We start from the raw sequence: 21,504 nt of genomic DNA, 5'->3' as shown, positions 1-21,504 counted from the left end.
CCGGCCCCTGCAAGTATGCGGTCTAACCGCTTATAGAATGAAATGGCGGCGTCCCGCCACGTCCTAACTATCGCCCGTAGCCTATACGGAAGGACGATAAGGGACTAACCAACAGGGCGATAACAAGGTCAAGCTCTCAAAAGCTTTTTTCGCGTCATTTAGAGGGCGGGTGGCGGTGCCAGGGGTAGACCCGGGCAAATCGCCCGCAGACCTCTGATCAATTCTGATGAAAAATGAATGGCTGTCTGTAAATGGCAAGAGGCTTTTCACACTTTTGCCAAATCTGTGCGGACCTGACGTCGAGGTGATTCGTTCACACCTCGGCTACATGCGCTGAGACGAACCTCCACGCCGTCAAAACGCCCAGGTGGCACGCAGGATGCCGGCGTGCGTCTGATAATCCCGGCGGTATTCCCCGCTGTATTCCAGGCGCAGGCTGACACTATCGCCCTGGCGCAGGGTGGCGCCCACGCCGATGGCGACACCGTCGGCGCTGACCTGGGCCGTGGTGCTGGCGAAAGCCACGCCGGCCAGCACGCCCGTGGTGGCGACGGGACCGTTCAGGTAATCGTGCACCCAGGCCACGCGTAGTTCCGGCACCAGGGCGCCCAGCCCCGTATTGAATTGGGTGGCCATCGTCGCCCCCAGCTCTTGGGTGATGTTGCTGGTCACCAGCGCGTCCACGGCCAGGTCGGCCACGCCCGCGTCGTGTTCCTGGTATCCGTGGTTGGTCAGGCGCACGGCCCGCAGGCTGTATTGCGGCGTCAGGGTGAAGGTCCCCGTCAGCGGTAGGTCATAGCCCACCGTCAGCTTGCCCAGGTACTGCTCCCCCCCATAGTTGGCGTTGGCGCGGGCGCCCAGGAAATCGATCCAGCGGCGCTGGTCGTAATGGTTGTAGCCGAAGCTGACCTGGCCGGCGATGGACAGCCGCTGGTCGGCGATGTCCGGCCGCCAGACGCCGTAGGCCGTCAGCTGATAGCTGCCCGCCCGCGTCAGGCTGTTTGCCGATACCCCCTGACCCACCGCCGCGCTGTTCAGCCAGCTGAAGGCCAGGCCGGCCATCACCTGGTCATCGGCATACCAGTCCGCGCCCAGCACCAGGCCGGCGCTGCTGGCGCGATACCCGGCCGCATCCGCGCTGTTGGCGCGCAGGGCGCCACCCCCCAGGATTTCCCCCCAGATGGCACCCTGCTGACCGTCGGAACCGGCCGAGGCGCCGGTGCCGGCCATCAGATCCGCCACCGTCTGCTGGTGCTGGCTGATGGCCGTGGTGGTGGGCGCCGTCATGGACAGGGTCATCTGCGGCGTCGTCTGGTTGGGCGCAAGCTGCGCCACCGCCAGCCGTTGCGCCATGACCGGCAAGCCTGACAGGGGCGTCAGCACCGCCGCCTGGAAGGCCGCTGCCGCACCGCCGCCGCTGGCGGCGATGGCATCCAGCGCCGCGCCGGCCCCCATGGCCGCCCCACCCTGGGCCAGGCCAACCGCGGCATAGTGGGAGCCGACGGGGGGCGGTGGGCTGGTCGTGCCGCCACCGGTGCCCGTCCCACCCGTATTTCCTGTGCCACCCGTGTTGCCCGTTCCACCGTCCGTTCCCCCGGTATCCGTCCCGCCGCCGGTCGAGCCCCCGGTATTCCCACCCGTGTCCCCACCTGTATTTCCACCCGTGCTGCCACCTGTAGTGCCGCCCGTATTCCCGCCCGTGGTGCCAGTACTGGCGGTGTTCAGGGTCAGCACCAGCTGGGTGTGGCCGCCGCTGGTCATGGTGGAACTGGTCACCGTGTAGCCGGCCGCCGCCAGGGCCAGGGTACCGGTGTTGAGCCCGCCCCCCGCCGACACGATGGTGTAGCTGCCGGCCGTCAGCGCCCCACCTGCCGTAGGCTTCAGCGTCACCGATCCGCCGCCCAGGCTGGCGCTGCCGCTGATCACCAGGCTGCCGTAGCTGCTGGTGGAGGCGACACCGATCACCAGACCGCCGCCCGTCTGGCTGTAGCTGCCCGTGATGTTGATGGCGCTGTTGACCAGCAGGGTGGCGCCACTGTTGACCACGCCATGCGTGCCGACGTCCAGATGGTCGTTCAGCAGCAGCGTGCCGGAAATGAAGCGCACGTCGGCCAAGCGGCTGGTGATGGACCCCAGCCGCCCGCCGGCGCCGGTCAGCGTGCCGGGGGCATCATCCGTGCCCCCGCTGATCACCAGGGGATTGGCTGACTGGTTCACGATGTCACCGGCGATGATGCCGCTGTTGGCCAAGGTGCCCAGGGCGCCACTGGCCGCGATGTACAACGCCGTGGCGCCACCGGCGGTGTTGGCGAGCGTTCCGGAAATGTCGAGCTTGTCCAGACCGCCACCGACATAGTCGTTGCCGGCCACGGCCAGCAGGTCGGTGCCGCCGGTGGCGCCGGTGGCCGACAGGCCGGCAACGCCGCTGGTGACCGTGGCGCCCGCGTAGCTGGACCCCGCCCCGCCGTGGATCAGGGTGACGCTGTCGCCCACCTGGTAGGTTCCGCCGGCGTCCACCCCGGCCGAGACCACGCCGCCCATCACACGCGCCGCGTCGCTGACGCTCAACACGTGGCCAGCGGCGACCAGGGTGCCCGCCGTCTGGCTGTAGGCGCCGGTGATGGCCACGTCGCGCGACAAAGCGATGTTGGCGCCGCCGTTGACCACCGTGTGGCCCGCGGCGTCGATGGCGTCGCCCAGGCTAAGATCGCCGGCGGCGAAGACCAGGTTGCTGAGGCTATTGTGGATGATGCCGCCGGCGAGCGTGCCCACCGTGCCGCCGCTGCCGCCCGTCACCACCAGGTCGTTGGCGCTGGCGTTCACCACGTCCCCCAGGATGGCGCCGGTGTTCGCCAGGGTGCCCAGGCTGCCCGCCGGCGTTATCATCACCGCGGTAGTGGCCGACAGCACACCGCTGTTGGTCAGGGTGCCCAGGGTGCCGCCGATATAGTCGCTGACCAGCGTCAGCACCAGGTCGGTCGCGGCCCCGCTGGTGGTCGTGCCAAGGGTGGCGGTGAAGCCGCTGGCGGCGGCGGTCAGGCCCGTGGCGGTCAGGCTGCCGGCCGCCACGATGGTGTAGCTGTCGCCCGCCAGCAGGTTGGATCCGGCCATCGCCGCCACGGCGACGGTGCCGCCCGTCAGGCTGGCCGCCCCACTGACGACCAATCCACCCATGGAGGCCCCGCCGATGCCCGCCGCCAGGGTGCCGCCCGTCTGAACATAGTTGCCCGTCACGCTGACGATGCTGGCCAGCAGCACCGCCGCCCCGCTGTTGACCAGCGTGTGTCCAGTCACGTCCACCGCGTCATTCAGCAGCAGGCTGCCGGTCGGCAGCACCACGTCGGCGCCGGTGCTGACAATGGCCCCCTGCGCGCCGGCCAGCCCCGTCAGGGTGCCCATGGCGCCACTGGGGCCGCCATTGATGCTGAGCGCGTTGGGCGAGGCGTTGATGATCCGCCCCGCGATCACCCCGCTGTTGCCGACGGCACCAATGCTGCCGCTGGTGTATAACGCGGTCGCGCCGGTGATCAGGCCACTGTTGGTCACGGCGCCGATGGTGCCGGTGTTGTAGAGGCCGCGCGTCACGCCGCTGAGCGTGCCCTGGTTGCTGAGCAGGCCGACGGTGCCGAGGTTGGCGACGGCCGCCACGGTGCCCACCAGGACACCGGTGTTGCCGGCGGTGCCCAAGCTGCCCGTGGCCGCGATGTGGACAGCCGTGGCGGCCGTGATCACGCCGCCGTTCTCCAGCGCGGCCAGGGTGCCGCCGATATAGTCGTTGGTGGCCGTGGCCACGAGGTCCACCTGACCGCCGATGGTCATCGCCACCGCGGCCACCGACAAGCCGGTGACGCCGACGTCCACCGCCACCCCGCCATAGCGCGAGGCCGTTCCACCCGCAACCAAGGTGCCCGTGACCTCTCCCGCCATCCGGTTGGCGGTGGCGGACAGGCTGGCCGTCACCGTGCCACCGCTCAGCAGCGCCGTCTCCGTCACCACCAGGGTGTTGCCGCCCAGCGCCAGAACGCCACCGGTCTGGCTGTAGCCGCCGGTGATGGTCAGTGTACCGCCCAGCGCCACGGTGGCGCCGGTGTTGGCCACCGTATGCCCGGCGGCATCAATGGCGTCGTTCAGCAGCAGGGCGCCACCGGCCAGGACCACGTCGCCGCCGCTGCGCAGCAGTCCCGGGCCGCCCGCCAGGCCGGTCAGCGTGCCGATGGCACCCCCGAGGCCGCCGGCGATGGTCAGGGCATGGGCGGCGGCATTGACGATGGTGCCGGCGATCACCCCGCTGTTGACCACGGTGTCCAGCGTGCCGGCGCCGTAGATCGCGTAGGCCGTCCCCTGCAGGGTGCCGCTGTTGTTCAGAGTGGCCAGGCTGCCGGTCGCCGCGATATGGACGGCCGTGACGGCCGCCAGCGTGCCGGTGTTGGCCAGTGAGCCCTGGGCATCGCCGATGTAATCATTGGCCGCCACCGCCAGCAGATCGGTTCCGCCCGCCCGGCCCGCCAAGGCAAGGCCCGCCACGCCGCTGGCGACGGTGACGCCGGCATAGCTGGATCCGGTGCCGCCCTGGACCAACGTACCCACGGTATCGCCCACCCGATAGGTGGCCGTGGGCGCGGGCGATGTCATGACCGTGCCGCCGCTGATCAAGGCGGCACCGCCGACCACCAGCCGGGCCGCCATGGTGGCCAGGTCCAGCCCGCCTTGCGCCTGGGCATAGGCGCCGGTGACACTGACCATCGTGTCCAGCACCACGGTGGCGCCGGCGTTCACCAGGGTGTGGCCGCCGACATCCACGCCATCGTTCAGCAGCAGGCGCCCGCCGCCCAGCACCACGTTGGCCAGCGTACTGGATACCATGGCTTGGCCGCCGTTGGTGCCGGTGTAGGTGCCCAGGCTGGCACCGCCGGACAAGGTCAGGGGGGCCGACGACAGGTTCACGATGTTGCCGATGATGGTGCCCTGGTTGATCAGGCCGGCCAGGGTGGCGCCGCTGTTCAGGCGCAGGGCGGTGGGCCCGATGATGGTGCCGCTGTTGCTGACCGTCCCCGTGGTGCCTGAAAGATCGAACGCGAACCCCGTGCCGCTGATCAGCCCGCTGTTGGTCACCTGGCCCAGGCTGGCGGCGTTGGCGATGGCCTTGTAGCCGCTGATGGTGCCGCTGTTGTCCAGCACGGCCAGGGTGCCCCGGCCGTTGTAGATCGCCTCCCCCCGGCTGCTGGTCAGGGTGCCGCTGTTGCTGAGCGTGCCCACGGTGCCGGCGTTCACCAGGCCGTCGCTACGCCCGATGATGGTGCCGCTGTTGATGACGCTGTCCAGCGTGCCGGCATTGTCCAGGCCGGTGAGCAGGGCGTAGATGGTGGCGCCATTGTCCACCTGGCCGATCCAGCCCCGGTTGGTCAGGCCGGCCTGGGTGCCGCCGCTGAGGGTGCCGGTGTTGACCAGGGTGGTGATGCTGCCGTCGTTCCACAGGCCCGCCTGACCGGCGATCAGGCCGCTGTTGTTGAACAGGCCGACGCCGCCCAGGGTGTGGACATAGAGGGCGGTGCCGGCGGCGTTGATGATGCCGGCATTGTCCAGGCGGCCGACAGTGCCCTGATTCATCAGGGCGATGACGGGCCCCTCGATGGTGCCAGTGTTGCCCAGGCTGCCCATGGTGCCGAGGTTGACCACGCCGCCGGAAAAGCCGCTGATCACCCCGCCGTTGAGAAAGGTGCCGATGCTGCCCACGTTCAACAGCGCATGCTGTCCGAAACCGATGCCGTCGCCGATCCGCCCCTGGTTCACCAGCGTGCCGATGCTGCCCCCATTGTAAAAAGCGGTGGAATTCGCGCTTAGGCCGCCGCTGGCGGTGATGGTCAGGCTGGCGATGGTGCCTTCGTTGCGCAGCGCCGTGGCGGCGCCCTGGATGGTGCCACTGTCGATCAGCGCGCCGATGCTGCCCTGGTTCAGCACGCCAAAAGTGCCCGTAAGGGTGCCGTCATTGGTAAGGGTGGCGATGGCGCCGGTGTTGGCGATACCCGCCACCGTGCCGCCCGCCACGGTGGCCGTGCCGGCAATCAGCAACGCCCCCAGCGTGCCGGCGTTGGCATAGCCGATGGTGGCCCCGGTGAGCGTGACATCCTGCGCCCGCGCCGTCCCCGCCGCCAGCGCGACGCCCAGCGCCAGCAAGGAGGAACCGCCCTTCAGCAGCCGCGCCGCCGTGCCCGTATTAAGCCCCATATGGCCCTCCCCGCCTTGATCTGGGCGCGCCCTTGAGTGGGCGCCGCCCCTTTCAAGCGTGCCGGGGTTGGCCTTGGCCTGTGACCAAACGGTGACCAGCGGGCGCGAAATGGAGGGTGCTCAACAAACCTGCGTCTTTTCCATCACTTGTCCCTACCTGGGTATTTTGGACAGCGGCGGATGGGCAGGCCGGAAGCCCCGTCAAAACCCCACGGACGCCGCGGCCATCACCTGGGCGAAGGGGCCGCCCAGCGTCAGGTTGTGGTGGTGGATGATGGCCCCCGCGGCCAGGACCGGCGTGTCGATCGTCGTGTGGGCGTCACCGGCCAGCACGGCCTCGAAGCCCAAATCACGGGCGGCGCGGCAGGAGGCGTCGACGCAATATTCCGTCTTCATGCCCGACAGCACCACGCGGCCGATGCCGTGGTCGCGCAGCAGGGCAGCCAGTTCCGTGCCGGCGAACACGCTGGGCCGCGACTTGCGCACCACCAGGTCGCCGGCCTGGGGCGCCAGCTGTTCCACAAGCTGCCAATCGGCGGAACCGGGCGCGGCGCGCGACCCTTCCGGGCCGTCGTGCTGAACCAGGACCACCATGCCGCCGGCCTTGCGGGCGCGGTCGGCCATGTCCTGGATGCGCACCACGACGCCGGCGCCGCCATGGGCCGGCACGGGGCCATGCAGCAAGCCGACCTGCATGTCGAGGACGATGAGGGCGGAGGAGGAACGACGGGAGTGTTGGGGTCTCATGAGGGGTCTCCGTTCGGGTCTTGGAACGGAGGCGCCTTTGGCCATCTCCCCCGTCCCGTTAGGGCGGGGGTTGCGGAACGACCTGGCTTTACGCCGACAAGCCCATCCCGCGCCGCCCGCCGATGGCGGTGGTGGTGATGGTTTTGGTGGTCAGGGCGGCCACAAGGATGGAGGACAGGGCGTTCATGACGGGCACCATGCCGGGTGGGCGTGGACGGCGTCAAGCGTCTTAGTGACGGACGCACCTGCGCCGTGTTTACATTGCCCAAGAGGGGACAGCATGGCCGACTACTACCGTGACACCCGCGCCTTTCTGCGGGCCAGCCTGCATCCTGATGGCTATCGCGACGCCCAGCACGGAGATGGCCTGCGCAAAACCGTCGCCAAGGGCGTGCATGTGACCGCCCTGATGTCGGGGATATGGCATCATCTGAGCTACACGTCCGGCCTGCGCTTCGACGTTCTGAACAAGGCCTTGATCAGTGGTGCCTCGAACGCAGGCTGGCCCGACAGGCATATCGGCATGTTCCGGTTGTGGCTCTGGGGCCTGTTCTGGGAGGACGAACGCCATTTCTATCTGGCGCAGGAAGACATCAGTCCCGGTTCCCCATCCGGCATCATCGCTACCCAGGAAGAAATCAGGGAACATCTTCTGGCCGAAGAAGCCCGGCTGTCGGCACTGGCTGACCTGGAGACCGCCGTCGCCTACGCCTGCGACAAGCGCCTTTTCCGCCACCTTGGACCTTTCATGATCCCAATAGCGGCCAAAATAACCAATAATCGAGTTCTGTGGGACTGGAGCGTGCCGTATTTCTCCGCCGTAGTCGCAGCAGAGAATGAAACGAAGCTGCCCATCAACCGTCGGGATTATAGTGGCTTAATCCGCGCGATCGACGCGCTACCGCTGTAGCCTCCCCTCATCCGAAGCGTGCCACCAACTCCGCCAGTCGTCCGCAGTCGGCGGCCAGGTGGCGATCGTTCAAGTTGTTGACGCCCAGCAGCAGGCCGGCCTGACCGTTACCCTCGGCCACGTACCACGGCGACAGCGGCACCGGCGCCATGCCGAAGGCCAGGGCCTGGTTGGCGATGGCGATATCATTGGTGCCCGGAGGCAGCGACACCACCACCGACAGGCCGGCCGTGGCCCGTACCGGCAGCAGACCATCCAGGGCGCGCAGCAGCGTGGCTCGCCGGGCAGCGTACAGCCGCTTCATGCGCCGCAGGTGGCGCAGGTAGTGCCCCTCCGCCAGGAAGGCGGCGACGGCCCGCTGCACCGGGGCCGCCGGGGCCGGCGACAGGCAGGCGGCCACGTCGCCGAAATGGCCGGCCAGGGCGGCCGGCACCACCAGGAAGCCCAGGCGTAGGGCCGGGCTGATGGTCTTGCTGAAGGTGCCCGCGTGCAGCACCCGGGCGTCACCGCCCGCCGCGTGGTCCACCGCCGCCAGGGCGGGCGCTGCCCGGCCGGCCAGTTGCAGCTCGCTCAGGTAATCATCCTCCAACACCCAGGCGCCGGTATGGCGGGCCCAGTCCAGCAGGGTGATGCGGCGGGCCAGCGACAGCGCCATGCCCAGGGGCGCCTGCTGCCCCGGCGTCACCACCGCCAGCGCGGCATCACGGGCCACCGCCACCCCGGCGGCGACGTCCAGCCCCTGGCCGTCCACCGGCACGGGTACCGGCCGCATGCCGGCCAGCGACAGGGCTGTGCGGGTCAGCGGGAAGCCCGGTTCCTCCATCCACGCCGCCCTGCCTTCCAGCCCCAGGGCGCGGACAGCCAGGTTGAGCGCCCCGGCATAGCCGTTGGTCACCAGCACCTGGCCCGGCGCGCACTGGATGCCGCGGGCGATCGCGAGGTAGGCGGCGACCGCGTGCCGCAGCTCGGGATGGCCGCGCGGGTCGGGATAGCCCACCGGCGCCTGGGCCGCCGTGCGCGCCGCGCGCGCCAGGACGCGGGACCACTGGGTATAGGGGAAGGCGTCCTGGGCCGGGACGCCCATCTGGAAGGCCAGCGGCGTGCCCTCGAAGTCATGGAAGAAGGCCGCCATGGGCAAGGTCTCCGCCGGCGGCGGCACCGGCGGCAGGTCGGGCACCGGCCAGCGCGCCACCCGGGTGCCGGCCGCCCCCATGCCCACCACCAGCTGCTCATCCATCAGCCGCTCATAGGCCACCCGCACGGTGCCGCGCGCCACGCCCAGCTGGGCCGCCAGATCGCGCCAGGATGGCAGGCGGGCGCCGGCGGCCAGCCGCCCGCCCAGGATGGCCTGACGCAGGGCGCCGTGGATCTGGGCCGCCAGCGGCATCGCCGCCGCCCGGTCCAGGACGATGGAAAGGTCGGTGTCCATGGACCATGGTACAATCTTTTTGATAATTCTTGGTCCTATTTCCTGATCCATGCCGGGTGCATCTTCTTGTTAACGGCCCCCCGCCGCCTTCCGACACGACAGACAGCCATAAGGAAACGGATCATGACCCTGCGTCTCGACTACGCCAATGCCTCCCCCGCCGGCATGAAGGCCCTGGGCGGTGTCTACGGCTACATCACCCAGAGTGGCCTGCCCGCCCAGCTGGTGAACCTGGTCTATCTGCGCGTCTCGCAGATCAACGGCTGCGCCTACTGCATCGACATGCATTCCCGCGACCTGCTGAAGGGCGGGCTGGACGTGGAAAAGCTGGTGCTGGTCCCGGCCTGGCATGAGGCCGGCGCCCTGTTCACGGAGCAGGAGCAGGCGGCCCTGCGCTGGGCGGAGACGGTGACCCGCGTGGCCGAGACCGCCGTGCCGGACGCGGAGTTCCAGGCCGCCCGCGCGCGGTTCAGCGACAAGGAGCTGGCCGACCTGACCATCGCCATCGGCCTGATGAACGCCTACAACCGCATGGCCATCAGCTTCCGCGCCGTGCCGGCCGCCGCGAAGGTTTGAACAGATCCATCATGCCAACAGGCGGGCGGTCCACGGCCGCCCGCCTGTTGCCGTTTCTATCACAATGTCAACGCCAGTACGGCAACTTTGCCGTGCATTGGTTTCCTTTCGTCAACAGTGATGTGGTCACTGGGCGATATTCCGGCCCGGGCGGCGGCGCTATTTCAAAGGGGGGCCTTACCGCCCTAAACCCGTCAGGAGCCCGCCGCCCATGAAGACCCTGTACCAGACCCGCGCCATCGCCACTGGCGGTCGCACCGGCAGGGTGCGGACGGCCGACGGCGGCCTGGACGTGACCCTGGCGGCCCCGCGCGAGCTGGGCGGCAAGGGCGGTGACGGCAACACGCCGGAGCAACTGTTCGCCGCCGGCTACGCCGCCTGCTTCCTGGGCGCTTTGAAGTCCGTCGCCGCCGGCCGCAAGGTCAAACTGGCGGACGACAGCACCGTCAGTGCGGAGGTCGGCATCGGCAAGCGCGACGATGGCCAGGGCTATGGCCTGGACGTGACGCTGACCATCAGCCTGCCTGGCGTGGATCCGGATGTGGCCAAGGACCTGGTGCGCCAGGCCCACATCGCCTGCCCCTATTCCCACGCCACCCGCAACGGCCTGGACGTGCGGCTGGAATTGTTCTGACCGGCCGCGCTTCGCCGCTACACCTCCACCCCGCGCGCCCAGGGCATGGTCATGAAGCGCTGGCGCAGGAATTCGATCATCACGCGCACCCGCGCCGGCCGCACCCGGCGGGGCGGGGTCAGCATGTTGACGGGGATGGAGGGCACCGTCCAGTCGGCCAGCACCTCTTCCAGCCGGCCGTCCTCAAGTTCCCGCCAGACGAAGGATTCCGGCAGTACGGTGATGCCCATGCCGGCCACCAGCGCCGGAACGGCCGCCAAGCCGTTGTTGACGTGGAAACGGCCCGTGACCGGCACGACCAGGCTGCCATGCTCCGGATGCTGGAAACGCCAGTGGGCATGGTCGGGAACGTGGGAAAACAGCAGGGCCTCATGCCCCTCCAGATCCCGGGGATGCGCCGGCCTGCCGCGACGCTCGAAATAGGCGGGCGACGCCACGACGGGAAGCCGGAAGGAGAACAGCCGACTGATCAGCAGGGAGGAATCAGCCGCCGCCCCCACGCGCACCGCCAGGTCATAGCCCTCGGCCACCATGTCGATGGCATCGTCGGTCAGGTGCAGGTCGACGCCCACCTCCGGATACTTGGCGATGAAGTCCGGAATGACCGGCGCCAGGTGTTCCAAGCCAAAGGTGATGGTCACGGCGATCTTGACGGTGCCGCGCGGCGTCGCCGCCTCTTCCGAAATGTCTTCCTCGATGGCGGCGCCGTCGCTGAGGATGCGGCTGGCCCGGCTCAGGGCGGACCGGCCGCTTTCCGTCAGGGACAGCTGGCGGGTGGTCCGGTGCAGCAGCGTGGTGCGCATCCGCTCCTCCAGCCGGGTGATGATCTTGGACACCGTGGTCTTGGACAGGCCCAGGTCCTCGGCGGCGGCGGAGAACGACCCCCGCTCCACCACCTTGGCGAAGACGGCCCAGGCCTCGAAATCCGGCAAATGCGGCATCAGCTATCCCCAAACGGCAACAGTGCGTTCCCCGGAACGCATCATCAGGGCCCAAAACGCCCCGTGGCCCCCACATTAGTCGCTTTTCTTCATCAATGAAGTGCCGGCGCGCTGCCTTATCCGCGACGCCGCCCCACAGTACACCTAAGCCATCAACTCCGGGGGCCATCCCCCACCCGCCTTCCCAACCAGCGCCGCGTTCCAGACGCCGGGCTCACGCCCGGACAGCCGGAGGTTTGCCCGATGACCACCCTACCCGCCCTGGCCATCCGCCCCCTGATCTCCGCCCTGCTGCCCCGCGACCGCCTGTCCATGGGACTGGCCCTGGCCCATGAGGTGTCGGCGTTGAGCCTGAGCTTGCATGCCGTTTCCTTCACCACCAGCGAGGCGGCGCTGCGCGAGGTCAACCAGATGCTGGGCGCCGCCGTTCTGCTGCTGGCCCTGGCCCGCCTGGCCCTGGGCCGCAGCAGTGCCACCCCCTTCCCCCTGCTGCAGGGCGCCACCCAAGCGCTGATGGTGCTGGTGCCCCTGTTTGGCGGCGGTGCCGCCCTGGGCTCTCTGGCCGAGCTCGGCACCGTGCAGCATCCGCTGCGCATGGACGTGCCGGATTTCCTGATGTGGGCCGACCATCCCCGCCTGCTGCTGGCGGCCTTGCTGCAGCGCCTGCAGGTGGCCGCTGCCGCCACCCTGCTGATGCTGGTTCCCTGCCGGCTGGCCGGGGGGTGGCTGGCGACGGCCAGCGCCCGGCGCGCCCGGGCCTGACAAGCCCCTTTCAAGGTCTTTTCGCACCAGGTGGCGTTCCCCGTTGCGGCGGGGATGCCGCCTTTGTTGCGTTGCCCGCAAGCACACCGGGCGATGCTTGAATTCCAGCGTCCATCGGCGAAAGTGTCCCGTGGCGCGCCGAAGGATTTTCGACCATACGTTTTATGCAGGGAACGGGCCGTTAGCCCAACCATAACGGCTCTGATACAGCCATAAGGCCTTTATAAAACGCCCTATTAATCGCCAAATGATGCGCTCACAAAACCGTGATGAGGCGCATCCATTTGATGGGGTGATATAATTTCCTTTCCAATACGCAAAGCAACGCATAAACACATATTGTAGATGAATCTTATAGCCGCCGTCCTGGCGGCCGTCCGACCGCAACGCCAGCCGCAGGGGGCCCCACGGGGGGAGCCATGGTCGCACAACTCACGGTATTTGAACGCCAGCTGGCCCTGGGCCTGCTGATCGCGCTGGCCCTGCTGGGTCTGACCTTCGGCGTCGTGGGCGCCGGTGACCCGGTGGGCGTGCACGGCCTGCTGGTGGTCGGCATCGCCGTCGCCCTGGCCTTCGCGGTCATCGGCGGCATCGGCGCGCCCGAGCCGGATGCCGCCCGCCTGTCGCGGTATTATGACGACCCCAGCAAGGCCGGCATCGTCCTGACCATGATCTGGGCCGTGGTCGGCATGTTCGTGGGCGACTGGGTGGCCTGGCTGCTGGCCTATCCCGACATGACCTTCGACGCCGCCTGGGCCAGCTTTGGCCGTCTGCGGCCGGTGCATACCAGCGGCGTCATCTTCGGCTTTGGCGGCAACGCCCTGATCGCCACGTCCTTCCATGTGCTGCAGCGCACGGCCCGCGCCCGCCTGCCCGACCAGTTGAGCCCCTGGTTCGTGCTGGTGGGCTACAACCTGTTCTGCGTGCTGGCCGCCACCGGCTACCTCATGGGCATCACCCAGTCCAAGGAATATGCCGAGCCGGAGTGGTACGACGACCTGCTGCTGGTCATCGTGTGGGTGGTCTATTTCTCCATCTACCTGCGCACCCTGGCGCGGCGCAAGGAACCGCACATCTACGTGGCCAACTGGTACTACATGGCCTTCATCCTGGTGGTGGCCCTGCTGCACATCGTCAACAACCTGGCGGTGCCCATCGGCCTGGACCACGCCAAGAGCTACTCCGCCTTTTCCGGCGTGCAGGACGCGATGACGGAGTGGTGGTACGGCCACAACGCCGTGGCCTTCTTCCTGACCTCCGGCTTCCTGGGCATGATGTACTACTACCTGCCGAAGAAGGCGGGGCGCCCCATCTTCAGCTACCGCATGTCCATCATCAGCTTCTGGGGCATCACCTTCATGTACATGTGGGCGGGGTCCCACCACCTGCACTACACCGCCCTGCCGCAGTGGGTGCAGACGCTGGGCATGACCTTCTCGCTCATGCTGCTGATCCCATCGTGGGCCTCGGCCGGCAACGCCCTGCTGACCCTGAACGGCGCCTGGCACAAGGTGCGCGACGACGCCACCCTGCGCTTCATGATGGTGGCCGCCATCTTCTACGGCCTGACCACCTTCGAGGGATCCTTCCTGGCGATCCGCGAGGTGAACTCCCTCTCCCACTTCACCGACTGGACCATCGGCCATGTGCACGCGGGCGCCCTGGGCTGGGTCGCCATGATCACCTTCGGCTCGCTGTACACGCTGACGCCCTGGCTGTGGAAACGGCCACAGATGTATTCGCCCAGGCTGGTGGAGTGGCACTTCTGGCTGGCCCTGTTCGGCACCATCATCTACGTCTTCGCCATGTGGAATTCCGGCATCATCCAGGGGCTGATGTGGCGGACCTACAATGAAAGCGGAACGCTGGCCTATTCCTTCGTGGACAGCCTGGTGGCCATGCACCCCTACTACATCGCCCGCGCCATCGGCGGCCTGTTCTTCCTCGCCGGGGCCGGCATCGGCGCCTACAACGTGTGGATGACCATCCGCCCGGCCGCGCCAGCCACGGCCCAGCCGGCGCCCGACCCCGCCGCATTGGATGTGCCCATAGCCGCACTGCCGGCGCCCGCCGTGGCGGGGGAGTGAGGCCGATGTCCATCTTCAGCTTCCACTACCGCCTGGAACGCCACGCGCTGCGTTTCGTCATCGCCATCATCTGCGTCGCCGCCGTGGGCGGCATGGTGGAAATCGCCCCCCTGTTCACCATCGGCGAAACGGTAGAGGCCGCCCCCGACATGCGCCTCTACACACCCTTGGAGGTGGCCGGCCGCAACATCTACATCCGCGAGGGCTGTTACGCCTGCCATTCGCAGATGATCCGCACGCTCCGGGATGAGGTGGAACGCTACGGTCCCTATTCCCTGGCCGTGGAATCCAAATACGACCACCCCATGCTCTGGGGATCGAAGCGCACCGGGCCGGATCTTGCCCGCGTGGGCGGCAAGTACTCCGACGAATGGCATGTGGCGCACCTGAACAACCCGCGCGACGTCGTCTCCGTCTCCGTCATGCCGGCCTACCGCTTCCTGAAGCGCACGGCCTTGCGCACCGACGACTTGGGTCGGCACCTGGCCACCCTGCGCAAGGTGGGCGTGCCTTACACCGACGCCATGATTGAGCATGCGACCAAGGACGCCATCGCCCAAGCCACGCCCGGCACGGACGACGCCGGCCTGCAGGAGCGCTACGGCGGCGCCACGCAAATCCGCGCCTTTGATGGCAACACCGGAGAGGTGACGGAGATGGACGCCCTGGTGGCCTACCTGCAGATCCTGGGGCACCTGACCGACGCCGCCGCCAAGGAACAGGCGGCGTGGGAGAAGGCGGGCGCCGCCGGCGCCATACCCACGGCGGCGGGGGAGTGAGGCGCGATGGATAACCTGCACGATCTGGTCGTCATGCTCTCCAAATCCTTCGGCCTGTTCTACCTGCTGGCCATGGCCGTGGGCGTGCTGGCCTACACCTATTGGCCCGGCACCAAGACCCGCTTCCCCGAGGCGGCGCGCAGTATCCTGCGGGAGGAGGACACGCCGTGAGCCAGCCAGACCATATGGACCATGCGCCCAAGCGCGATCCGCACACCGGCCACATGACCACAGGCCACGAATGGAACGGCATCACCGAGTTGAACACACCGGTGCCCAAGCCGGTGTGGTTCTTCCTGACCATCGCTTTCCTGTTCGGCGTCGGCTATTGGATCCTGATGCCGGCCTGGCCCCTGGGCCACACCTACACCAAGGGCCTGCTGGGCGTGGACCAGCGCCGCACGGTGGAGCACAAGCTGCAGCAGGCGGCGGCGCATGCGCCGGAATGGATGGCCAAGGTGGCCGCGGCGGACTACGCCACCATCCAGGCCGACCCCGCCCTGATGGCCGACGTGCGCCAGCGCGGCCACACCCTGTTCGGCGACAACTGCGCCGTCTGCCACGGCCTGAACGCCACGGGCAACAAGGGCTTCCCCAACCTCACGGACAATGACTGGCTGTGGGGCGGCGACCCCGACACGGTGTTCGAGACCATCCGCGTGGGCATCAATTCCACCCACCCCGACAGCCGTGTGTCCCAGATGCCGGCCTTCGGCCATGACCAGATGCTGCCCCGGGCCGACATCCTGACCGTCATCGCCTATGTCCGCTCCCTCTCCGGGCCAGTGGACAAGGAGGACCAGGCCAAGGTGGCCGCCGGCAAGGACCTGTTCGCCGCCAACTGCGCCGCCTGCCATGGCGAGGATGCCAAGGGCCAGACGGCCATGGGGACACCCAACCTGTCGGATGCCATCTGGCTGTACGGTGGCGACAAGGAAACGGTGTTCGAGACGGTCTATAATGGCCGGCAGGGCCACATGCCGAGTTGGGAGGCGCGGCTGACCGCGCTGGACCGCAAGGTGCTGACGCTCTACGTGCTGGATCTGGGCCGCAAGGGGGCGCCGGCCGACAGCGCTGCGGTGAAGGCTAGCGAGGGTACGGTGCCATGAGGCTCGGCCGCCTGAAACCGCGCTGGAGCATCGCCCTGCTGGTGGCGGGGGGTGTCGGAATCTTCGCCCTGGCCAACGCCCACCTGATCCATGTGGCGCGATCTTCTTGGCCCGGCTGCGTGCCCCACCAGAAGCCAGGGACCGCGCCCGGCGCCTCCAGTCTCAGCGCCGCCCAGTCCTCCTGTTGACCGCGTCCCGCCAGTTCGAGGGTGATCCGCATGAACAGCCTTGACGATGTCCTGCCCCCCATCCTGCCGAGCCAGCCGCCGGCCTACGACTTGGCACGCCATCTGCCGTCGGGAGCGGCCTTGGGCTGGCTGATGAAGGGATGGGACGACCTGCGCGACAATCCCTTGCCCAGCCTGGCCTATGGGGCCGCCGTCTTCCTCATCTCCATCGGCTTGGTAGGCGGGCTGTTCCGCCTGGGGCTGGATTATTTCCTGTTCCCGGCGTTGGCGGGCTTCATGATCGTGGCGCCGGTCATCGCCACCGGCCTTTATGAGAAAAGCCGCCGCCGGGCGGAGGGGCAGCGGGTGGACTTGGCCTACATGATCCTGGTGCAGGCGCGGTCGGGTCTGCAGATCTTCTTCATCGGCGTGCTGCTGTGCCTGCTGCTCACTCTGTGGTTCCGCTCGGCGGTGCTGATCTACGCCCTGTTCTTCGGGGTGCTGCCCTTCCCTGGGTTGGACCATGTGGCGTCCATGCTGTTCGGCACGGCCACCGGCTGGTGGATGCTGCTGGTGGGCACCCTCATCGGCGGCCTGTTCGCCGCCTTCAGCTTCGCCGTCAGCGTCTTTTCCGTGCCCATGCTGCTGAATGAGCGGCTGGACGCCTTCACCGCCATGGGCACCAGCATCCGGCTGGTGTGGAACAACCGGCGGCCCATGATCGCCTGGGGCGCCATCGTGCTGGTTATCCTGGTCCTGGCCCTGATCCCGGGCATGATCGGCCTGATCCTGGCCTTCCCGCTGCTGGGCCACGCCACCTGGCACGCCTATATCGCCATCCGCCAGCCCTGAGGCCGCCCCATGGCCGTCCTGACCTTGCCCGGCACCCATGACGCCCCAGTCAAGGCGGAGGAGATCCGTCTGGCCAGCCGCAGCGTGGGGCCGAAGCTGCTGCAGACCGAGCTTTCGGTGCCGGAGATCCATTGCGGCGGCTGCGTGCAGCGCATCGAGCGTGCGGTGGGCAGGCTGCCCGGCGTAGCGGCCGCGCGCGTCAACCTGTCGACCAAGCGCCTGACGGTGCGCTGGCGGGATGAAGGGACGCCGCCGCCCCTGATGGAAACGCTGACCCGCCTGGGCTTCAGCGCCCACCTGAACGACGCGGACGCGGGCGGGGCATCGGCCAGGGACCCGGTGCTGGCGGCGCACGTACGGGCGCTGGCCGTGGCCGGGTTCGCCGCCGGCAACATCATGCTGTTCTCCGTCTCCATCTGGTCGGGGGCGGAGCCGGCCACACGGGACCTGTTCCACGGCATCTCCGCCGTGATCGCGCTGCTGGCCCTCTGCTATTCCGGGCGGGTGTTCTTCCGCTCCGCCTGGCGCGCGCTACGACGGGGCCAGACCAACATGGACGTGCCCATCTCGCTGGGCGTCCTGCTGGCCTATGGCATGAGCCTGTACGATACGCTGCATCATGGCGACCAGGCCTATTTCGACGCGGCCACCTCGCTGCTGTTTTTCCTGCTGGTGGGTCGCACGCTGGACCACATGATGCGGGAAAAGGCGCGCACGGCGGTAAAGGGGCTGGCCCGGCTGGCACCCCGGGGCGCCACCGTGGTGCTGGACGACGGCACCCGCTGCTATCTACCCGTGGCCGACATCCGTCCCGGCATGACCGTGCTGTTGCCGGCGGGGGAGCGGGTGCCGGTGGATGGGAAGGTCATCGCCGGCCGGTCCGACATCGACCGCGCCCTGGTGACGGGAGAGTCGGCACCACAAGGGGCGGAGCCCGGCACCACCGTACAGGCCGGCACCCTGAACCTGACGGGGCCGCTGACCCTGCGCGCCACGGCCGCCGCCGCCGATAGCTTCCTGGCGGAAATGGTGCGCCTGATGGAGGTGGCGGAGTCCGGCCGCGGTACCTATCGCCGCGTCGCCGACCGTGCCGCCCGCCTGTACGCGCCCGTGGTCCACCTGACCGCCCTGTTGACCTTCATTGGCTGGATGGCGACGGCAGGCGACATCCACCGGGCCATCACCATCGCCGTGGCCGTGCTGATCATCACCTGCCCCTGCGCCTTGGGCCTGGCGGTACCCATGGTGCAGGTGGTGGCCGCCCGCCACCTGTTCGACCGGGGCATCCTGGTCAAGGACGGGTCGGCCCTGGAACGGCTGGCCGAGATCGACACCGTGGTGTTCGACAAGACGGGCACCCTGACGCTGGGCAGCCCGCGCCTGGGGACGGGTGATGTCGATCCGCCCGTGCTGGCCTTGGCCGCCGCCCTAGGCGCCCATTCCAGCCATCCCCGATCGCGGGCGCTGGCCGCCGCCGGCACGGGATTGCCCTTGCCCACCCTGGATCAGGTGGCCGAGCTACCGGGCCTGGGGATGGAGGCGATGGTCGGCACCCATGTCTACCGCCTGGGCCGACCCGGCTGGGCGGCGGCGGAGCGGGACGACGGCGACGACGTCGTGTTGTCCCGTGACGGCCGGCGGCTGGCCGGCTTCCGCTTCCAGGACGACGTGCGCCCCGACGCCGGGGCCGCCATGGCCCGCCTGCGTGCCCAGGGTCTGGCCGTCGAAGTGCTGTCGGGTGACCAGGTGCTGGCGGTCGCGGACCTCGCCGGCCGGCTGGACATCACCGACTACAAGGCCGCTGTCCCGCCCGGGGAAAAGGCCGCCCGCTTGGCGGACATCGCCCGGGCGGGGCGCAAGGCGCTGATGGTGGGCGATGGCCTGAACGACGCGCCGGCCCTGATGGCGGCCCATGTCTCCATGGCGCCAGCCAACGCGGTGGAGGTGGGGCGCAACGCCGCCGACTTTGTCTTCCTGCGTGACAGCCTGGGGGCGGTGCCCCTTGCGGTGACCGTCTGCCGCCGGGCGGGGCGGCTGGTGCGCCAAAACTTCGCGCTGGCCATCTTGTATAACGCGGCGGCCGTGCCGGTGGCGGTGCTGGGCCATGTTTCGCCCCTGATCGCGGCACTGGCCATGTCGCTGTCCTCCATCATCGTGGTGGCCAACGCCCTGCGCCTGGACTGGGGCCTGCCCAAGCCGGCCAACCCAGCGATGGGAGCGGGGGCGTGATGGGCTATTTCTTCCTGATCCCCATCGCGCTGGCCATGGGTGCCGGCGGCCTGGGCGCTTTCCTGTGGACGCTGCGCAACGGCCAATATGAGGACATGCAGGGGGCGGCGGAGCGCATCCTGTACCAGGATGACGACACGCCCCTGGCCGACCAATCACCTGACTGATCCCGCGGCTTGGTTGCCGCGCGATGCGCCGGCCGCATGCCGGCGGCGCCAAAACAAATATCCCTGTTGCATCTTTCTGGCGGCATAATAACATTCATCAAAAATACATGCTTTTAGGCCAAGTGATGGATGAGCCGCTGATCGCCACCCTAGTCTCCCAGTTCTATGCCCGGGTGCGCCGCGATCCCGATTTGGGGCCGGTGTTCAACCACGCCATCCACGACTGGGACCATCATCTGGGAACCCTGACGGCGTTTTGGTCGGCCCTGCTGCTGTCGCCGGAGCGGCACACGGGTGAACGCTACAAGGGCAACCCCATGGCGGCGCACCTGAAGCACCTGGAACGCCTGACCCCCGCCCTGTTCGACCGCTGGCTAGCCCTGTGGTCGGAGGCCACCACCGACGTGCTCCCGCCTGACGCGGCGGCCGATGCCCTGGCCAAGGCCGCCCGCATCGCCACCAGCCTGCAGCTGGGCCTGTTCTACCGCCCGGCCGCCTGAACCCCCTTCCCCGTTTCTTCGGCCCCGCCCGAGGAAACTGATGGCGGCGACACCCCTTCCCGCCATCAGTGACTGGCCACCCCCCACCTTTCGCCCCCCGTTCAGGTAAAGGCTAGGGGTGGGGGCTTTTTTTCCATACGGCGCCCGTAAGAAATTCCCCGCGTTCCGGACTACCTTGTCATCACTGATGCCAAGGGATGGGTCATGGACGGCGGGCAGGACAGCCGGGACACGCGATACCAGCAGGCGGTCGCCCAGTTCGGCCCGGCGCTGGAGCGACTGGCCCGCGCCTATGAGCGCGACCCGGACCTGGCGCGCGACCTGCTGCAGGACATCCACCTGGCCCTGTGGCGCAGCCTGGACGGTTTCGACGGGCGCGCGGCCCTGCGCACCTGGGTGTTCCGTCTGGCCCACAACACCGGGGCCACCCACATCCTGCGCCAACGCCGCTCACGCCCCGGCAAGTTGGTCAGCCTGGAAGAACTGGATGGCCTGGCCGCCCCCGACAACCCCGAACAGATGGCCGACCGGCAACAGACCCTGAGCCGGCTATATGACCTGATCCGCCGGCTGAAGGCCCCGGACCAGCAGGTGATGCTGTTGTACCTGGAAGGGGAGGACGGGGCCGCCATCGGCGAGGTCACCGGCCTGTCGCCTGGCGCCGTCACCACCAAGATCCACCGCGCCAAGGCCGTGCTGGCACGGCATTTCCAACCCGCACCCGCGCAGAAGGGAGGCCCGAAATGACGGCCGATCCCGCCGACACCCTGAAAGCCTTGTGGCAAACCCAGGAACAGGAGATTCCACCCGTGACCCTCGACGAAATCCGCGCCAAGGCCGCCGCCTTCGAACGCAAGATCCGCCGCCGCAACCTGCGGGAATACATTGGGACCGCCGTCGCGGCCGCGATCTTCGCGTTTTACATCTGGCTGTTCCCCGGCTGGATGATCAAGCTGGGCAGCGCGCTGACCATCCTGGCCTTGGGCTGGACCATGTGGCGGTTGCACCAGCGGGGCAATGCGCGGGCTGCCGGGGGCGACGCCCGGACGGTGGTCGATGCCTACCGCGACGCCCTGGTCCGCCAGTACCGGGGCGCAGCCGCCTTCTGGCGCCGCGACCTTCCCCTGTTCCTGCCCGGGCTGATCCTGATCTATGTCGGCCGCTATCGGCAGGATCATGCCGGCGGGCGGCCGCTGGACCTCGACCATACCTTCATCATCCTGGGCGGCGTCATCGGCCTGCTGATGTTGGCCATCGTCGTGCTGGTTAGCCTGCTTGGCGCGGCTCGCCTTCAGAACCAGATCAACGATCTGGACCGGATGCTGAGGGGATAAGGTCCGATGACGCCAGCCGCCGACGGAACAGGCGTATATCCCATTGACATATCCGT

The 21,504-nt window shown here is 68.4% G+C and carries 19 protein-coding genes; 15 read left to right on the top strand and 4 right to left on the bottom strand.

All coding sequences use genetic code 11. The features are described 5' to 3' along the window. Positions 1-354: 354 nt before the first annotated feature. Positions 355-6,225: an autotransporter outer membrane beta-barrel domain-containing protein gene (locus FBZ88_RS16975; RefSeq protein WP_145618400.1), complete on the bottom strand. Its 5,871-nt coding sequence runs from the start codon at positions 6,223-6,225 to the stop codon at positions 355-357. A 201-nt stretch (positions 6,226-6,426) separates the two neighbouring features. Continuing rightward, entirely contained in the window at positions 6,427-6,972 is a 546-nt protein-coding gene (locus FBZ88_RS16970; RefSeq protein WP_145618399.1) for a cysteine hydrolase family protein, read from the bottom strand. Positions 6,973-7,252: 280 nt separating this feature from the next. Between FBZ88_RS16970 and FBZ88_RS16965 the strand changes: the two genes are divergently transcribed. Beyond that, positions 7,253-7,882, top strand: coding sequence for a hypothetical protein (locus FBZ88_RS16965; protein ID WP_145618398.1), 630 nt, complete (start codon positions 7,253-7,255; stop codon positions 7,880-7,882). Positions 7,883-7,889: 7 nt separating this feature from the next. Here FBZ88_RS16965 and pdxR read toward each other — a convergent pair whose 3' ends face one another. Further along, positions 7,890-9,311: a MocR-like pyridoxine biosynthesis transcription factor PdxR gene (pdxR, locus tag FBZ88_RS16960; RefSeq protein WP_145618397.1), complete on the bottom strand. Its 1,422-nt coding sequence runs from the start codon at positions 9,309-9,311 to the stop codon at positions 7,890-7,892. Between the two features lie 123 nt (positions 9,312-9,434). Between pdxR and FBZ88_RS16955 the strand changes: the two genes are divergently transcribed. Together FBZ88_RS16955 and FBZ88_RS16950 are read left to right on the top strand one after the other, a co-directional pair. After that, entirely contained in the window at positions 9,435-9,887 is a 453-nt protein-coding gene (locus tag FBZ88_RS16955) for a carboxymuconolactone decarboxylase family protein (RefSeq protein WP_145618396.1), read from the top strand. A 211-nt stretch (positions 9,888-10,098) separates the two neighbouring features. Beyond that, positions 10,099-10,521 (top strand): organic hydroperoxide resistance protein, encoded by a 423-nt coding sequence (locus tag FBZ88_RS16950; RefSeq protein ID WP_145618395.1) that lies wholly within the window; start codon positions 10,099-10,101, stop codon positions 10,519-10,521. Positions 10,522-10,538: 17 nt separating this feature from the next. Here the strand turns inward: FBZ88_RS16950 and FBZ88_RS16945 are convergent, their stop codons facing one another. Then, complete coding sequence (locus FBZ88_RS16945) at positions 10,539-11,462, bottom strand: LysR family transcriptional regulator (protein WP_145618394.1); 924 nt, start codon at positions 11,460-11,462, stop codon at positions 10,539-10,541. Positions 11,463-11,705: 243 nt separating this feature from the next. On the opposite strand from FBZ88_RS16945, the gene FBZ88_RS16940 reads away from it, so the two are divergent. The 12 genes from FBZ88_RS16940 to FBZ88_RS16885 all read left to right on the top strand — a co-directional run bounded on the left by FBZ88_RS16940 (position 11,706) and on the right by FBZ88_RS16885 (position 21,448). Then, a complete protein-coding gene (locus FBZ88_RS16940) occupies positions 11,706-12,224 on the top strand; it encodes a hypothetical protein (RefSeq protein WP_145618393.1) in 519 nt (172 codons plus the stop codon). A 419-nt stretch (positions 12,225-12,643) separates the two neighbouring features. Continuing rightward, complete coding sequence (gene ccoN / locus FBZ88_RS16935) at positions 12,644-14,311, top strand: cytochrome-c oxidase, cbb3-type subunit I (protein WP_145618392.1); 1,668 nt, start codon at positions 12,644-12,646, stop codon at positions 14,309-14,311. A 5-nt stretch (positions 14,312-14,316) separates the two neighbouring features. Next, entirely contained in the window at positions 14,317-15,090 is a 774-nt protein-coding gene (ccoO, locus tag FBZ88_RS16930) for a cytochrome-c oxidase, cbb3-type subunit II (RefSeq protein ID WP_145618391.1), read from the top strand. A 6-nt stretch (positions 15,091-15,096) separates the two neighbouring features. Continuing rightward, positions 15,097-15,261 (top strand): cbb3-type cytochrome oxidase subunit 3, encoded by a 165-nt coding sequence (locus tag FBZ88_RS16925; RefSeq protein WP_145618390.1) that lies wholly within the window; start codon positions 15,097-15,099, stop codon positions 15,259-15,261. Then, complete coding sequence (gene ccoP, locus FBZ88_RS16920; RefSeq protein ID WP_211102701.1) at positions 15,258-16,199, top strand: cytochrome-c oxidase, cbb3-type subunit III; 942 nt, start codon at positions 15,258-15,260, stop codon at positions 16,197-16,199. The genes FBZ88_RS16925 and ccoP overlap by 4 nt, the downstream gene beginning before the upstream one ends. Beyond that, the gene (locus FBZ88_RS16915; protein WP_145618389.1) at positions 16,196-16,387 is read left to right on the top strand and encodes a hypothetical protein; all 192 of its coding nucleotides are present in this window, start codon (positions 16,196-16,198) and stop codon (positions 16,385-16,387) included. Before ccoP ends, FBZ88_RS16915 begins: the two co-directional genes overlap by 4 nt. Before the next feature lie 30 nt (positions 16,388-16,417). Then, positions 16,418-17,218, top strand: coding sequence for a DUF2189 domain-containing protein (locus tag FBZ88_RS16910; protein ID WP_145618388.1), 801 nt, complete (start codon positions 16,418-16,420; stop codon positions 17,216-17,218). A gap of 9 nt (positions 17,219-17,227) precedes the next feature. Next, positions 17,228-19,447 carry a cation-translocating P-type ATPase gene (locus FBZ88_RS16905; protein WP_145618387.1) on the top strand — a complete coding sequence of 740 codons (2,220 nt, stop codon included), beginning with the start codon at positions 17,228-17,230 and terminating at the stop codon, positions 19,445-19,447. Then, positions 19,447-19,614, top strand: coding sequence for a cbb3-type cytochrome oxidase assembly protein CcoS (gene ccoS / locus FBZ88_RS16900; protein WP_145618386.1), 168 nt, complete (start codon positions 19,447-19,449; stop codon positions 19,612-19,614). Before FBZ88_RS16905 ends, ccoS begins: the two co-directional genes overlap by 1 nt. Positions 19,615-19,739: 125 nt before the next feature. After that, complete coding sequence (locus FBZ88_RS16895; RefSeq protein WP_211102700.1) at positions 19,740-20,114, top strand: group III truncated hemoglobin; 375 nt, start codon at positions 19,740-19,742, stop codon at positions 20,112-20,114. Between the two features lie 204 nt (positions 20,115-20,318). Then, complete coding sequence (locus FBZ88_RS16890; RefSeq protein ID WP_145618384.1) at positions 20,319-20,861, top strand: RNA polymerase sigma factor; 543 nt, start codon at positions 20,319-20,321, stop codon at positions 20,859-20,861. Further along, on the top strand, positions 20,858-21,448 hold the full coding sequence (locus tag FBZ88_RS16885; protein WP_145618383.1) for a hypothetical protein: 591 nt from the start codon (positions 20,858-20,860) through the stop codon (positions 21,446-21,448). Before FBZ88_RS16890 ends, FBZ88_RS16885 begins: the two co-directional genes overlap by 4 nt. Positions 21,449-21,504 lie beyond the last annotated feature (56 nt).

Origin of the sequence: Nitrospirillum bahiense (genome assembly GCF_007828025.1) — a bacterium.
In the GTDB taxonomy this organism is placed as follows: Bacteria; Pseudomonadota; Alphaproteobacteria; order Azospirillales; family Azospirillaceae; genus Nitrospirillum; species Nitrospirillum amazonense.
The sequence above is the reverse complement of the archived record's forward strand: the minus strand, read 5'-3'. Positions and strand labels throughout refer to the sequence as shown.

What these genes read in the sequence shown, in the direction of transcription:
- FBZ88_RS16975 (WP_145618400.1), bottom strand. Translation starts at nt 6,225, where the DNA reads ATGGGGCTTAATACGGGCACGGCGGCGCGGCTGCTGAAGGGCGGTTCC.
- FBZ88_RS16970 (WP_145618399.1), bottom strand. Translation starts at nt 6,972, where the DNA reads ATGAGACCCCAACACTCCCGTCGTTCCTCCTCCGCCCTCATCGTCCTC.
- FBZ88_RS16965 (WP_145618398.1), top strand. Translation starts at nt 7,253, where the DNA reads ATGGCCGACTACTACCGTGACACCCGCGCCTTTCTGCGGGCCAGCCTG.
- pdxR (WP_145618397.1), bottom strand. Translation starts at nt 9,311, where the DNA reads ATGGACACCGACCTTTCCATCGTCCTGGACCGGGCGGCGGCGATGCCG.
- FBZ88_RS16955 (WP_145618396.1), top strand. Translation starts at nt 9,435, where the DNA reads ATGACCCTGCGTCTCGACTACGCCAATGCCTCCCCCGCCGGCATGAAG.
- FBZ88_RS16950 (WP_145618395.1), top strand. Translation starts at nt 10,099, where the DNA reads ATGAAGACCCTGTACCAGACCCGCGCCATCGCCACTGGCGGTCGCACC.
- FBZ88_RS16945 (WP_145618394.1), bottom strand. Translation starts at nt 11,462, where the DNA reads ATGCCGCATTTGCCGGATTTCGAGGCCTGGGCCGTCTTCGCCAAGGTG.
- FBZ88_RS16940 (WP_145618393.1), top strand. Translation starts at nt 11,706, where the DNA reads ATGACCACCCTACCCGCCCTGGCCATCCGCCCCCTGATCTCCGCCCTG.
- ccoN (WP_145618392.1), top strand. Translation starts at nt 12,644, where the DNA reads ATGGTCGCACAACTCACGGTATTTGAACGCCAGCTGGCCCTGGGCCTG.
- ccoO (WP_145618391.1), top strand. Translation starts at nt 14,317, where the DNA reads ATGTCCATCTTCAGCTTCCACTACCGCCTGGAACGCCACGCGCTGCGT.
- FBZ88_RS16925 (WP_145618390.1), top strand. Translation starts at nt 15,097, where the DNA reads ATGGATAACCTGCACGATCTGGTCGTCATGCTCTCCAAATCCTTCGGC.
- FBZ88_RS16915 (WP_145618389.1), top strand. Translation starts at nt 16,196, where the DNA reads ATGAGGCTCGGCCGCCTGAAACCGCGCTGGAGCATCGCCCTGCTGGTG.
- FBZ88_RS16910 (WP_145618388.1), top strand. Translation starts at nt 16,418, where the DNA reads ATGAACAGCCTTGACGATGTCCTGCCCCCCATCCTGCCGAGCCAGCCG.
- FBZ88_RS16905 (WP_145618387.1), top strand. Translation starts at nt 17,228, where the DNA reads ATGGCCGTCCTGACCTTGCCCGGCACCCATGACGCCCCAGTCAAGGCG.
- ccoS (WP_145618386.1), top strand. Translation starts at nt 19,447, where the DNA reads ATGGGCTATTTCTTCCTGATCCCCATCGCGCTGGCCATGGGTGCCGGC.
- FBZ88_RS16895 (WP_211102700.1), top strand. Translation starts at nt 19,740, where the DNA reads ATGGATGAGCCGCTGATCGCCACCCTAGTCTCCCAGTTCTATGCCCGG.
- FBZ88_RS16890 (WP_145618384.1), top strand. Translation starts at nt 20,319, where the DNA reads ATGGACGGCGGGCAGGACAGCCGGGACACGCGATACCAGCAGGCGGTC.
- FBZ88_RS16885 (WP_145618383.1), top strand. Translation starts at nt 20,858, where the DNA reads ATGACGGCCGATCCCGCCGACACCCTGAAAGCCTTGTGGCAAACCCAG.